This is a genomic window from Citrobacter sp. Ca225 (genome assembly GCF_030337175.1).
Taxonomy (GTDB): domain Bacteria; phylum Pseudomonadota; class Gammaproteobacteria; order Enterobacterales; family Enterobacteriaceae; genus Citrobacter_A; species Citrobacter_A amalonaticus.
Genome location: NZ_JAOWCD010000066.1, coordinates 33,871 through 48,362, shown reverse-complemented (window position 1 = coordinate 48,362; position 14,492 = coordinate 33,871). Strand labels below are relative to the sequence as shown.

General features: G+C 52.0%; 7 protein-coding genes. All 7 read left to right on the top strand.

Translation table 11 applies throughout. The features are described 5' to 3' along the window. Positions 1-3 precede the first annotated feature (3 nt). The 7 genes from dpdF to dpdD are packed head-to-tail and all read left to right on the top strand — an operon-like array spanning position 4 to position 14,485. Positions 4-2,484 (top strand): protein DpdF, encoded by a 2,481-nt coding sequence (gene dpdF / locus OGW13_RS09915; protein WP_137512778.1) that lies wholly within the window; start codon positions 4-6, stop codon positions 2,482-2,484. Next, a complete protein-coding gene (gene dpdG, locus OGW13_RS09910) occupies positions 2,471-3,373 on the top strand; it encodes a protein DpdG (RefSeq protein ID WP_096889684.1) in 903 nt (300 codons plus the stop codon). The genes dpdF and dpdG overlap by 14 nt, the downstream gene beginning before the upstream one ends. Beyond that, a complete protein-coding gene (gene dpdH / locus OGW13_RS09905) occupies positions 3,370-6,507 on the top strand; it encodes a protein DpdH (protein ID WP_248180114.1) in 3,138 nt (1,045 codons plus the stop codon). The genes dpdG and dpdH overlap by 4 nt, the downstream gene beginning before the upstream one ends. After that, positions 6,494-7,237, top strand: a complete 744-nt coding sequence (gene dpdI / locus OGW13_RS09900) for a protein DpdI (RefSeq protein ID WP_096889682.1) — start codon at positions 6,494-6,496, stop codon at positions 7,235-7,237. Before dpdH ends, dpdI begins: the two co-directional genes overlap by 14 nt. Next, the gene (gene dpdJ / locus OGW13_RS09895; RefSeq protein ID WP_096889680.1) at positions 7,234-11,772 is read left to right on the top strand and encodes a protein DpdJ; all 4,539 of its coding nucleotides are present in this window, start codon (positions 7,234-7,236) and stop codon (positions 11,770-11,772) included. The genes dpdI and dpdJ overlap by 4 nt, the downstream gene beginning before the upstream one ends. Then, on the top strand, positions 11,769-12,314 hold the full coding sequence (dpdK, locus tag OGW13_RS09890; protein ID WP_032175793.1) for a phospholipase D-like domain-containing protein DpdK: 546 nt from the start codon (positions 11,769-11,771) through the stop codon (positions 12,312-12,314). The genes dpdJ and dpdK overlap by 4 nt, the downstream gene beginning before the upstream one ends. Continuing rightward, on the top strand, positions 12,314-14,485 hold the full coding sequence (gene dpdD / locus OGW13_RS09885) for a protein DpdD (RefSeq protein WP_137512779.1): 2,172 nt from the start codon (positions 12,314-12,316) through the stop codon (positions 14,483-14,485). Before dpdK ends, dpdD begins: the two co-directional genes overlap by 1 nt. Positions 14,486-14,492 lie beyond the last annotated feature (7 nt).

Below are 14,492 nucleotides of genomic sequence, written 5' to 3'. Positions count from 1 at the left end.
AGAATGGAATTCCAATGGAGGCAACTCCGTGAGCTACTCGCGATGGACGAGTGTCAGGACAATAATTTTGTAATCCATCAGGATGACGGTCAGTTTTTCTATCGTCTCTGGCGATGTCTGAACGATGCAGGCGCGGGGATCTCAGACCGATTACATGGCTATTATGACGCTTTACAATGTGCCCGAGCTCATGGGCTTCTGCCGTTGCGGCTGCCGCTCAAAGAGCGCATCTTATCAGAGGATTTACTGCGTGCTGGCCTACGACGCAGCCGGGATTATCCTGGTGAGGTTCTGTTAGACGAGAACGCATTACAGATCGCGCCAGAGTTATTGGCAGTGTGGCGAAAGGAGAAAAGACGTCTGCTCCAGACCCCGCCGCTGGATACGTTGTTACCGATTCTGTTGAATGACACTAAATACACTCATTACACATCTGTTGGGCAGCAGCTTGCTGTACGCACGGTGTTGACGAGTGATAAAGACCGTTTTTTGTTTATTAACCTGCCAACGGGGGCTGGTAAGACGCTCATTATCCATTCTCTGATGCTGGCAACTCCCGCAAGTCAACTGACACTGGTGATTGTTCCGACTATCAGCCTTGCTATTGAGCAGGCTCAGCGCGCTCAGTCCATGTTACTGCAGGCAAACGCCGACCATGGTGGCGAATACACTTGGCACTCTGGGCAAACACCAGAGGCACGCGAGGCGATTAAGGCCCGTATCAAAGCCGGTAAACAAAGGTTACTGTTTTGTTCACCGGAGGCGGCATCCAGTGGTTCGCTGCTATTGCTTCTATTTTCACTGGCCAAGCGGAAAATGATTGGCGCTCTGGTCGTGGACGAAGCCCATCTTATCGATCAATGGGGTGCGGAATTCCGGCCGGAATTCCAACTGCTTGCGCCGTTGGTAAAATCATTGGTGGAAGTGAGTAAGGCGAGCATTCGCACGGTACTTCTTTCCGCGACGTGGAGTCAGGCAACGCTCAATACCCTTAAAGAGCTCTTTGCCGGTGATAACCCTCAGGCGATCGTTGAAGTTAACGGCAGTTTCCTGCGACCAGAGCCTATGTGGTACGTCAGCAAAGCGGACGATCGTGAAGATCATCGTCGGCAGGTGGAAGATGCGATTTCAACGCTACCGCGGCCGTTGATCCTTTACGTTACGACGGTCGAGGACGCCATCGACTGGCACCAGTATTTGCTCAAAGCCGGCTATAAGCGCTGCGGATTGGTCCACGGTAAAGTATCTCCACGCCAGAGAGAAAAGCAGATAGCCGACTGGGCTGAGGATAACGTTGATATCATGGTTGCGACCTCTGCATTTGGCGTCGGGATGGATAAAAACAACGTACGCGCGGTGCTGCATGTTACCGTCCCGGAAAACATCGACCGTCTCTATCAGGAGAGCGGGCGTGGAGGGCGTGACGGCTATGCTTCAGTAGCACAACTCATTTATAGGGACGATCAGATCTCTTTGGCTCGTCACCTTAACCGCGATAACCTTATCGGTGCAAAAAAAGGGTTTCTACGTTGGCAAAAAATGCATCAGAACCGGGAATCGGAATCACCCGGTTATTTCTCAGTTTATCTGGATACCAAGCACGACAGCATCAAAATTGATTCTCGTGCAAATGTCGCGTGGAACTGGCGCACACTCCTCATGCTCCAACGTGCCGGCTTCTTGAGTCTGCATTTTGCTGCACCGGATCTCGAACAGTTTGCCTCAGATAATGTGGACGATGCGAAGGTAGAACAGTACTTTAACCATTATTTCAGCCATATTGGCGTCAAACTCCATCGTGAAGGTCATCTTGATGTGCAGGAGTGGAATGGCACGTTAAAAGAACTGCGTTCCAGAGAGTTGCGTGCCCGGCAAAAAGGGTTTCAGGTGCTTGAAGATTGGTTGAATCATCAGGAAAATCCGCTATGTAGTGTCCTTGAATCGTTCTACACGCTTGATGGTTACGCCCCAGAACTGGCTTGTGGTGGTTGCCCAGGTTGTCGCTCTCAGGCGTTGTCAGCATATACGCCTACGCTGGGCTTGAATGCATATTTGATTTCTGGCGAAGAACGCGAGCGCATCGGTAGCGATATGCGTATTTATTACTCTCCGGCCCGATCCTCCGCTTTGCTGCTTCGCCAGTGGATCGACTGGATCGCACGTTTGCTAGTCACACGTGAGATTCAGGCCATCCGCGCAAGCTCGACCGTACTATCCCAATTAAGCCAACAACTTTATAAGAGCGTGCCATTCTGGTGCGCGCTTTCACATGACGATCCCTCGACAAACTGGAATGAACTGGTACTTGTCCTGCCCGGAGAGAGCCTGCCAGAACTTGACCCGTTTAGTGATATCAAACGAATCATTGTGGCCCCAGAGACGCTCCCTGAAAAAAACGTTCGGGGAAGGCTGTGGTGGGAGAGTGATCCCAGAGCTCGTACGCTGGACCAATTTATAAGGAGTTTAAGCAGTGGCAATCATTAATAACGCCCATCCGGGTAGCCAGATTCGCTTGATCTGCACAATTGATAGGGTCCTCAATCGCCGTGGAGGAAAACCGATTTTGCATGAAGATTTGGTTGAACTGCTGCGTCCCCAGGCGCTGCCGCAATCCGATATTGGTGCGGAGCGTTTTCGGAAGAACCTGGATTTCTGGTTGGAAGAAGGGCTATGGCAGCAGACTGAGGCGGGTATTTCCCGACATACTCCACTCGCGAATGAGCGCAATCTGCCGAGCCGCGTATTACGCACATTGATAACAAACGAGCCAAAAGAGTCATTGTTGGAAGGCACCCGTGGACAGCCTTTCCTACTCAGTATCACCGCGTTGCTTGCGCAGGATAATTTTGCCTTCATCGGCAAGAGCACGCTGACAAAAGAGAGTGTCACGGGAGGCGTTGGACCGCTGCTCAAGGATTCGAACAACGAAGGCGTACGTCGCCAGATCAACTTATCAAATGAAGCGACAACGTTCCTTGAATTTGCTTTTTTCCTCGGTTTTGTTGAGCCATTTATGGATGGATATCTGGTTGATCCGACGCGAGCTATTGAGGGCGTACTGGACCGTGTGCTGGAGAACCACAGCAACCTTCCCGCAATTGACTTCATATCCCGGCTTGCAGAAGTCTTACCGATGATCGATGGCGGAAGCTATCGTCAGCAGGTTGAACCAATGATTACGGCAGATAACTGGACACCGAAAGATCCATTACATTTGAGCGCCTCTCTGAGTCAGGCGCTGGTGCGTCTTGAGCTGGCACTGAAGATAAAGTTTGAGATTAGGGCTGATGATCATCAGGCGCTATTGTTAACCGGGCCGGACGGTAATACCCAACGGATAAGCGCCATTAGCCCTGGGGAGCTTTTAAAATGAAAATGCTGGAATATTGGCCGTCTTTACCGAACATCAGACAGTGCATTCGTACCGAGGCGGAAGAGCTTTCGGACCATACGCTGCTGGCCGTTCATGAGCCAGCCCGGATCTTACGAATGAATACCGACGGCAGTCCGTTGGCGTATGAAACGGAAGAGCAGTTGCTAAAACACTTTCTGGAAGTGCAGCGCCCACTGCCAATCATAGGCAACACAGGGGTAGGGAAGTCCCATATTATCCGTTGGCTGGATGCGAACCTGCGCCTGCGCCCTGAATTTAAAAATAAACAGTGGCATATTGTCCGTATACCCAAAAGTGCAAGCCTACGGGAAGTACTTGAGCTTTTACTGGAAGGGCTTGAGGGCGAAATTTTTGATGAAGCGCGTGAGGATATCAACAAGGTCAGCGATAAACGCTCACCCAAAGAGATCGCTGAATGGCTTTTGATGTTGATGGGGCAAGAGCTTCGCGATCTTCATGCGCGTTCAAGCGCTGATTATGAGCAGCTTAAGCAGGAAGCGGCGGAAGCAAGCCCGGAGCAGCAGAATGCACTGCGCAAGAAGTCCTCTGAGTTAAAGAAAATCAATATTCATGCCGCAGAAAATGCCCTGCCGACGCTGATCAACGACGCTTATTTCAAACAGTTCTTACTAAAGGAAGAACAGTGCCTGTTCCGTTTCGCCAGCCGTCTAATCAGTGGCGCAAACAGCGATGAACTTGAAGAGGGTGAACAGCAACTTAAAGCCAGCGATCTTGATTTCCAAATACACCTAAGTGATCTGAGCCTTCCGACGCGTTCGTATATCAGTCGGACGCGACTCAATACGCATGAACCTGGTCGGCAGGAAGCCGCTGATATTCTGAACCTGGTGCTCGGTAAAGCAGCACAAACCCTTTTTAATCAGCTGTTTAATTTCCGGGGGCGCAGCTTTTCCGATCTATTTCTACAGATTCGAAAAGCATTGCATGAACGGGGAATGACCCTGATGGTGCTGGTGGAAGATATGTCTCTGATCACCGCTATTGAAGATGTGCTTATCGACAGCCTAGAGCGTGAGGGGACGCGCGATGGTGAAGAAGTGCTTTGTCCGGTGTGCTCGGCCTTTGCGACGACTGAAGGTTATCAGGGATATAACCGTCGTCGCCAGGGTATGCGTGACCGTGCGAAAGGTGAATGGCGGATCGAAGAGGTTGTAGGTGAGCGTTCAGAGACGCGGCAGCGGATTGTCGACTTTTGCAGTCGCTATATCAATGCCGCGCGTTTTGGGGATAAGTCTTTGCTCGAGTTCTGGAAAAAACGTACCAGCGATACGAACTGGGTGCCAAACTGGGATCAGCATGCTGAAGCCATTGAGGGTATTGATGCTTTTGGCTACAGCTCTCTGGGCTATGCGCTTTTTCCCTTTAATGAACGCGCAATTCATGCGCTGGCGGATGTTCACTGTGGCGATGGTAATAAGGGCATAAAATTTAATCCCAGAATCATCCTTAACAAAATCCTGTTAAACATCTTGTTCAACTATCGGGTTATGGCACAAGAAGGACGGTTTCCGCCTCCGCAACTTGATGGCATTACCGCACCTCATGGGCTGCGAACCTGGCTGAGTCGAAAAACGTTGGCGGAGCAGGACCGCTCTGAAACCGTCGCGGCTATTTGGGGATATCCGGCAGACAATGGTCCCGCCCTTGCTACCGCATTGCCTCCTGCGGTTGTGCGCTGCTTTGGCCTCAATGATTTGGCAAACGAACTCGCGTCGACTGAGAAAGGCGCGATCAACCCCGGTAATGCTGCAACGGTTGGACGAAAAATCGAGCCTGTCAGTGCGAAAACGGTGAAGCCAAACCCTGTTCCGCAAGAATCGGTTGAGCCTGTTGATCCCCTCGAAGCACGTGTTTACAAGATGGAGGCCAGCGTTTCCGACTGGATACTGAAAGATGTATTACTCGATCAGGATACGGCGAAATATATCCGTAACTCGCTGGCAATGATTTATGACCAGCACGCCAATGCTGACTGGTATGGTGCGAAGTCTAAGCCCGATATTCGCAGTGGGAATTTCGTTAACATTAATGTCCCAAATGCGCACGGTAACAGGCTGAAACAGGTAGTGAATTTTGTCTCCGAGGCGGAGTATAAGAAACGGTCAGTCTGGATAACTGAGGTATCGATGGCCCTTGCACGTTTCGGGCTCTATATGGACAAAAAAAATGGTCCGGACTGGACTTATTCGAAAGCTGCGGAAGATTATCTGGTTATACAGTCCTTTGCTGACCGTTGGGTGCCCTACGCTCTCACTGAACTCCTGCGCAGCAAGCGTGAAAATCAGGGGATGATACTGACTGAACATCTGCAGTTGGCCCGGGCCCTTGGCATTATCAAACCGAATGCGACCTCCAAAGAGGTGCTGAATCAATTGCTAATGAACAAAGAGGCATTGATCGGCCAACATAAATCTGCCGCCACAGAGAGCATTGCCAAAGTACGCTCTGACGCTCTTGATAAGTGGGAGGAGGTGAAGTCGAAATGGCTAAATCTCTATGCCCCAAACGATCATGCATTGGAAGGCGATATTGTGCAGAAAATGGTGCTGGAGGCCCTGAAACAACCAGCAGACAGCAGGATAGAGCAGGCGGCGAACAGAACGGTAAGAGAGATTGCGTCAACGCTGACCGAGGTCACGTATTTCTCCGATTGCGAAAACAGTGAGGCATTCGCTCAACTTATCGAGGATGCCGTATCGTTGTTGGAAGAGTTACGTGAAGAAGGTGACTATCCGGTTAATGCTGAGGTGGACTGCAGTACGCTGCAAGCAGAACTAAGTGCTTTAAAAGAAGGTGGCACGTGGGCAATGATCCTCAAATTACGAAGCATTACGCAGAAAGAAGAACCACTTGCTTTGTGGCAGTTGCTTTGCGATTTAGATGGAAAATTACTCAAGCGTTTTACAGATACTCTGCAGCGGTGGCAAAAGATTTGTAAGCAAACCTTTAGTGCGATTACGGGGTACAACCAGGATAAAGGTGGTCACCGAATCAGTGAGTGTCGCGCGCAAATTGACAGAGTCCTGATGGAGATGATGCAGGATCTTCAGATCCTCAAAGAGAATGCAGGAGGTAGCGATGAACACGCTTAAGCAGCAACTCATCCAACTTCGCAAGGATTTTCAACTCAAGAAGCAGGTGAAACAAGAAGATAATGTTTACGAAAAGTACCGGCAAATTCGCGACGATTTGCACAACGTTGCTTCATCTTTAAAGGAGACGGCAACTCAGCTTGATGTCATTACTCAACTGCCTTCACCGTTGTCGCAAATCACTCTTGATAGCCATGAAAAAGCGGCGATTTATGACGCTGAAATCGCTCTGAAAGAATTTGCGGAAAAATACCAGCATATGGCCGATGAGGCGCAGCAAAAAGGGGGATTAGGCGAGACGCTCAATGCGCTGATGACCGTCCAGTCGAAATTTGCAGATAAAATTGATAGTAACTGGCAGGCATTCATCCACAATCTTGAAAGCCAACAGATGCTGGAAACTGTCTTCCTTGAACAGCAAAAGACGTTGGGGCTCAATCGTATCTACAACGAGTACCGAACGGCTCTTGATGGGTTCAATCATCAGAAAATGATGGGGCCCGCTAATCCCATTGTGATTAAAAAACTACAGCAGTACTGTGATGACATGGTCGAGTTAAAAGGCAAAATGGATTTTAAAGCGCCAGCCTGCGTCCTTGATTTTTTCCAGGCGCTCAATAATAGCAATCGCGCACCGTTGACTTTGCTGACGCCTGAAGTCCTTAGCTGGCTGACGGAAAAAGAAATGCTGAACTCATTCAATGTGATGCGCAAAGGTTTACTGGGATGAGTGAAATCACTACTGCTGTGCTGCATCACGTCCTCGACGCTCTTGAAGCAGAGGAAAATGCATTGCTGGTGTGGGGAGACACAGGTGGCTTCTTCAGTGAAGAAGAGTTACTGACTCACATCAGAAGAGAGTTGGGCGTTGTTTTTAAACGCACTCCGACCGATGAGGAATGTGATAATACACAATTGGCGATGCTAGACGCCGCCATGCTGATCCAAGTGCCGCACCTCAGCGGCATGCCTGTCTGGCGAACCCGAATGGGGGAGACGGTCCATCTCTTGCGTAACTTGCGCCAGTGGATGCATGGGCAAAAGCTGGACCAGAGCAAAACGCTGGTATCGGACTATCGCTTTATTCGCCGGCCGCGCACTTATCCCGATCGCATTTACGAACCGACCACGCTGATTACTGGCTGGAAAAAGCAGCTGAAATTAAGCGAGCGCGTTTGTGACATTATGCGCCAAGCGCTGGCGTCAGATAAGTCCTTCCTGCTGGCGGGTTTTCAGGTGCGATCTACCGAACGCATTATGCAGTGCTGGCAGGATCACAAGGTGAAAAGCGACACGGCCAGCGGAACCATTATTTGTGCCGGTACCGGTAGCGGTAAAACGCTGTCGTTTTACCTGCCTGCGCTGACCCGTCTTGCCGAGGAGATTTGCAGCAACCCTGAGCGCAAGGTGCGTATCCTCGCTATCTATCCGCGAAAAGAACTGCTAAAGGACCAGTTTGCTGAAACTTTTTCACAGTGCCGCAAGCTTGACGACTATATGCTCACGGCGGCCGGACGAAAAATTCGAATCGGCGCCTTTTTTGGCGATACGCCAGTGAAAGCGGAATGGTCGAGGAAAGACGTTAAGGGTAAGGTTGGGCTGCCGTTCGGGTTGATGAAATGCCAGCATCCCCACCCGCATCATCCTAAGCAAGCGTGCGGAGGGGCATTGATTTGGCGTCGTGAGGACATATTTGACGCGCGAGAGGTGCTCACCTGTACGCAGTGCCAGCATCAATTGGATCAGAGTGAAATCATGATCACCCGTGATGCGCAGCAAAATCGCGGCGATGCCCCGGATATTCTATTTACCACAACGGAGATGCTGAATCTCCAGTTGAACTCCACCTGGAGTAATCATCTGTTTGGCGTCGGAGAGGGCTATGGCCCGACGCTGGTCCTGCTTGATGAGGTCCATACCTACAGCGGAACCACCGGCGCTCAAACTGCGCTGTTGCTACGGCGCTGGATGCAGCGCACCGATTGCCTGCCGCATTTTGTTGGCTTGTCGGCAACGCTTGCCGACGCGCGGCACTTCTTTGCCAAACTGGTGGGCGCACCTGAAGAGCAGGTTGCGCTGATCCACCCCTACGCGGAAGATATGATCGAAGAGGGGGCTGAGTACCTGCTGGCGCTGCGAGGCGATCCTGTCTCTGAAACGGCATTACTCTCCACCACCATCCAGGCCAGTATGCTGATGGCGCGCATGTTGGATAGTGAAGCGAATAAGTCGAAAGGCACGTGGGGTAAGAAAACCTTCATCTTCACCGACACTCTTGATGGTAACAACCGTCTGTACCATGACCTCAGCGATGCCGAAGGCTGGGTCACGGGGCCAGGGGCGTCGCGCATTGATCACCCACCGTTGGCCGTATTACGCAGCCCCTTTGATGATACTGCACCTGAGCGGTCTAAAACCGAACTGGGGCAGAACTGGAAGGCGGCTATGGAGATTGGTCACGACCTCGCGCAAAACAAATCTATTTCCCGAACGTCGAGCCAGGATGCTGGTGTTGATGCATCAGCGGATGTCGTGGTCGCTACCTCTTCGCTCGAGGTGGGATATAACGACCCGCTGGTCGGTGCTGTTGTTCAGCATAAAGCGCCTAACGATGTCGCCTCTTATTTACAGCGTAAAGGTCGTGCCGGACGTCCACGGGGCATGCGTCCTTGGATGCTGGTAGTGCTTTCCGAGTTTGGCCGCGATCGCGTCGAGTTCCAGCGTTATGAAGGGCTGATGAGCCCGGAGATCAAACGTCAGGGCCTCCCGCTGGGCAACCAGCACGTGCAGAAAATGCAGGCAGCTATGGCGACCCTCGACTGGATCAGCAAAGTCGGGCAGTTCAAAGACCTCTGGGGCATGTTGAAAAAAGTTGAACATAATCAGCTGAAATATGACCGAATGTATGGCCCGCTTATCAAGCTGATTGAGGAGGTTCTGAGCGGCGGTAGACGGCTGAACGAGTTGACGCGCTACCTTCAGGACGCCCTGCAATTATCTGACGACGCGGTGCAGAATATCCTCTGGAGCCCGCCGCGCTCGGTCATGTTTGAGTTTCTCCCAACCATACTACGTAACCTCAGAACTCGCTGGTCGGTTAACGGCGTGGAGTGGGCCGGACTGCGCCCGAATCAGCCGAATGGCGAGGGCGAACAGCACCGGAGCAATTCACCCGCCCCGGAATACATCCCGCAGAACCTGTTTAGCGAGCTGAATTTGCCGGAACTGGACATTCGCCTGAAGCGTGGATTTGACGATGAAGACCACTGGGAAACTCTCTCTTTCTGGCAGGGAATACGTGAATTTGCGCCTGGGCGACTCTCTAAACGCTATGCCGTCAAATCGAACAAAAGTACCGACTGGCTGGTGCCACAATCCTACGAGCCGATGGCTGGGGAAGGGCGGCAATTCGTTGATTTCCAGATAAGCGATGCGTTCGGTGATAGCTGGCAAAACGAGTGTGAAGTTGACTATCAGGGAAAAACCATCAAGGTTGTTAAACCGTCGAAGGTCATGACCACCCGGGCCGACATTCGCCGTATAAATGATAAAAGTAATGCGCAACTGCAATGGGTACTCAACGTCATTAACCCCGCTATTGCTACGCCAGACGAGGTGCCGAAGGGACCCTGGAAGCACACGCTGAGTGATGTCACGTTCTACAACCACCAGCATATGACCCCGCTGGAACTGGTCCGCTTTTCTACCGGATCGCAGGCGTCGCTTCGGTTCAGGAATAAGGAGCGGGCTCACGTTGATTTCACCTGGGTTAATGGCGAGGAACAGGTTGGCGTAGGAAGTCGTCAATGGGTGGATGCAATGCGCCTGCGTTTTAACCTCACCTGTGATGATGTGCTTGGTCTGCTGCATCAGGAAGAAATTCAGCGAGGCATGCGCCCCGTTTATTTTCAACATCTTGTAAGACAGTCGCCGGAATTTGAATTTGACAGCTTCAACGCGGACTGGGCCATTGAATGTTTTATGGCTCAGCTTGCGGAGACACTGGCAAACGGCGCTCACTCCTCGGTTGAGTCGGCATTACGAGAAATGGCCTCCGAAAGAGGGGTAGAAAGGCTGGCAGAGATCCCGGCCAGCCTGTTCCAGCCGGATACCGACAATGAAGCAGGCACTGACCAGGCGCTACAGATTGGCCTCAACAAACTTCTTCAGCGACCGGAAATACAGCAACTGCTGCTGAACTGCGCGCAGGCGCTCTGGAAACCCCTGGCTGAAATCGACGGTTTTGTTGAATGGGCACGCCAGGTATTAGCGGATACCTTGGCTGCGGGTGTGCAGCAAACGCTAAGCACGCTGCTTCCAGACGTTGATGAGCGGGCGGTGGTGACAGACTCCTTTTGGATGAGCGATCCCGACAAGGGCGCAGAATGGCTGGAGATCTGGCTCTGTGAAATGGAGTCTGGCGGTAGCGGTATTCTGATTCGTTTACAGCAGAAGTGGGCAGAAGATCCTGTCTCCTTCCTCAATGTGCTGGTGCGTAATCTTTCAGCCAGCGACTACGAGCAGATCGATTACGATCTGCGAACTGTGTTGCAGATGCTGCAAACGGATGAGGCGCTTCGTATGGCGATCTCAGCCGTACGTGAAGCCAGCAACATGGACGCCCGGCGGGAGGCTAACAAGAATCTGCATTTGCGGCTTTCACAGCGCGGTCTGCGCCTTTCCCACAGCTTTACCACGGTGCTGTACTCGCGGATTCTGCGGGCGGGCAGCAGCGATGACACAGACACCCAGCTTTATCAGTTACTGTCGGACTGGTCGTCGCTTGAAGTGAGCGCGGGTATTGAGTTCAGTATGAACACCATGGCACACGCGCTGGCGGTGAACGCGCTTAGTGTGGAAACCGATGCTTCCGTCGTGTTTAACGCGCAGTGCCGGAACCAAAACCTGCTCTGGCCGCGTGGCTACACGATCCGCCAGGCTGAGCTCGGCTTTTACAATATGTTTTGCTCGCGCAAAGTCACAACCGAGCGTCTGCTTGCTGGCGCGTTATTTAGCGAACAAATCGAAAAGATTGCTCTTGAAGATGACTGGCTTGGGCATTTGCATGCGGCGCTGCGTAAAGGCGGTCGTGCGGAGCTGATCCTCACTCGCCAGCAGCGAAATCAATTACATCAGGTCATTACCACCGTGCAAATTGAACCCATCGATCATTTGGGACTGCTGCTGTATCCGCGTCTCGGTGAAGTCCGCCGTGAGCAGGATTTGCTCATATTGCGTATTGAACTGGCGGAGGCGATGCAATGATCGGACGAGCAAAACAGCGGCAGATTTTTTTACATGGCTCCGCAGGGCAACGGCAGTTGCGAGAAGTCCTCAGCGCCCAGCTTGTTGCTCTGATTATGCAGCCAGAGCCAATCTGGCTGGTTTCGCCGTGGGTGAGTAACTTCCCACTACTGGACAATCGCTCAGGCCATTGGGACAGCATTGATCCTGCATGGGGAGGCCGGGAGATGGATTTCATTGAACTGCTAGCCTGTGCGGCGAATAACGGTGCGCCGCTTTCGCTGGTGACCCGCGACGACCCTATGAACCGTATCTTTGTAAAAGCATTGGAAAAGCGCCTGAGCAGCTTTGCGAATTTTCGTCTGGAATGGCGTAACCAGCTGCATACAAAAGGTTTTTTGACGCCTAACGTCTTCCTGAAGGGCTCTATGAATTTTACCCGGAGCGGCGTCAATCGAAATGAAGAATTTGTAGAACTGAACTGCGATTCGCATATGATCGGTGAAGCGATGGCCGAATTTGAAAGTCAGTATCTTTTTAGTGGATCACAGGAAGCGTTCTGATGTGTGCAGATTGGCTGAAAAACTTTTACGCTGAAGATAAACATCTGGATTATGACAGGGCGATGCAGGGCGGTTATAGCATCCAACAAATGAACACGCTGATTCAGCGGGCCGCTGCGCAACGGATGCCCTGCATCGTTCCTTCTACGCGAACGGGAAAAACGGTGTTTTATGCTCTGGCAGAGAATGCGAGAAGCCTGGACGAATTACGGCGCATTTTGACCGCGGCGCTGGGTTCCGCCGACACTAATGCGGATATCAGATCCCTCTATCACACTAACGATCCAGGGGAACAGTTGCTTCTGGATAAATCTCCGGACGGAATTCTGACCTTCGACTTTTTACCGGTGCCGGATGGATCGCCGCAACAGGTAAAAGAATGGCAGATAGCCCGAATGAAACGGGTCTACGCCATGCTGCAAATGGTGATGGATCTTTATCATCAGAGACCCGTCTTACATTCGCTGGTCAGTCGGCAAACTGGACGAATCCTCAGAGATTTCTACACAGCATGCCACGCTCGCGATGGCAAGATTGCCGAACAGTATCTGGAAGAGTTACGCGGAAATCAGATGCTTTCTTCTCTTAATCTCCTGTTTCTTGAGCTACAGGGGATGGCGGCTTCGGCAAAATGGGACTCGATTCTCAACCACCCTCGGCTGGAAGTATTGTTGCGCGGTCGGGTGCCGGAGCGTATCCAGCGCCTGCTGTTGCGATCCTCTGGCCATTTAATGCTTAACGCCATCCGCGATGCGCACTTCCCGCTGGACAGGCGTGAGGATGCAAGGCGACTGGTGCTGGGCTTATTGCAGCTGTACAAGCATAAGCCCCGCTTTGCTCATCAGGCGAGTTTTCTGCCTGACTGGCAAATGTGGACCATGGGGGCCGCGCTGCTGGGGATCGACGAATGGCAAACGGCGTCGCCTCTATTAGATCCTGACTGGATACAGCAGGTCGAGGGGTGGGTGACAGGCGCAAGTTCGCTGCCCGCGCCGATAGAAGCGGAAGAACAGGCGTTGATCCAGGCGCCGGTTGTCATGCTGATAAGCCTTGAAAACGCGACCGATTTGTTACTTGAAGCGCTACTGGCGGACGCTGAGCGCGAAAGTGAGATCTACGCACAACTGGCGGCGATGCCTGAAGCAACACGACAGGCATTGCAAAAAATACCCAAACTCTGGGAGGCGTGGCAGGCGCTGAAAAAACGCTGTGAACCACAAGACTATGGCTGGAGCCGCTGGCTTGCAGATATACAACAGGCTACGGAATCCGAACGGTTTGAATCACTGCGCCAGCAGGCGACCGTTCACTACATGGACTGGACGCCGTCAACCTTCAACGAAACGCAGTGGCAGGCGCTGCTGGAGCAGCAGTCCAACGCCCAGTTGAGCAAAGTTTTACGAGACGTACTGCCAACCTTTCTGAACTGGCTGGAAGAATATGACGTTCAGGTATCTGCCTCCTTGTGGCCGGACTGGCTTATGCTGCTGGCCGTTGAGGATATTCGCTCAGAGGAGGATGTGCGTCTCGGTGGAATGATTCTGGATAAATTCCTTTCCGGTACCTTCACCCGCGAGGAATATGCGTCCGCAATTGAATCGGTGGCAATGCTGTGCTCTGAAAACCTGTCGGTAAGAACCTTGGGCTACTCACTTGATATTGCTGAACTTCTTTATGATAAAGTCACGGCTGACGATGCCGCCAGATTAGGTTTCTGGGTCACCTTACAGGAGTTGCTCAAGCAGCGCTGGGAGCGTCTGGATGTCAGCATGCAACTTTCTGCACGCTTGGTGGAAAGGCTCTATCTCGGCGAACATGCGGGACATGCTTTCCCGGAAGAGGATAATACGCCGGGTGTAGCGTCTTCGCTTCATCGCGATCTCAGTGGTAAAACGTTGGCGATTTATAGCCTGATGGAAGGGGCGGCAAGACGTGGGAAAGAGGCGTTGCTTCAGCTTTATCCAGGGCTACGAGTGGAACTCAACCACGATCACGTCGCTACTCCGGCGCTGGTGAACCTGGCGGAAAAAGCTGAATACTTTATCTTCGCCAGCGGCAGCTCAAAGCATCAGGCGTTCTATACCGTGACGGATTATCGCAAAGAGATAATCTATCCCTCAGGTAAAGGGGCGTCGAGTATGATCGCCGCCTTCGTCAGTGCACTGGGGTAAACAGCAA

What these genes read in the sequence shown, in the direction of transcription:
- dpdF (WP_137512778.1), top strand. Translation starts at nt 4, where the DNA reads ATGGAATTCCAATGGAGGCAACTCCGTGAGCTACTCGCGATGGACGAG.
- dpdK (WP_032175793.1), top strand. Translation starts at nt 11,769, where the DNA reads ATGATCGGACGAGCAAAACAGCGGCAGATTTTTTTACATGGCTCCGCA.
- dpdH (WP_248180114.1), top strand. Translation starts at nt 3,370, where the DNA reads ATGAAAATGCTGGAATATTGGCCGTCTTTACCGAACATCAGACAGTGC.
- dpdD (WP_137512779.1), top strand. Translation starts at nt 12,314, where the DNA reads ATGTGTGCAGATTGGCTGAAAAACTTTTACGCTGAAGATAAACATCTG.
- dpdJ (WP_096889680.1), top strand. Translation starts at nt 7,234, where the DNA reads ATGAGTGAAATCACTACTGCTGTGCTGCATCACGTCCTCGACGCTCTT.
- dpdI (WP_096889682.1), top strand. Translation starts at nt 6,494, where the DNA reads ATGAACACGCTTAAGCAGCAACTCATCCAACTTCGCAAGGATTTTCAA.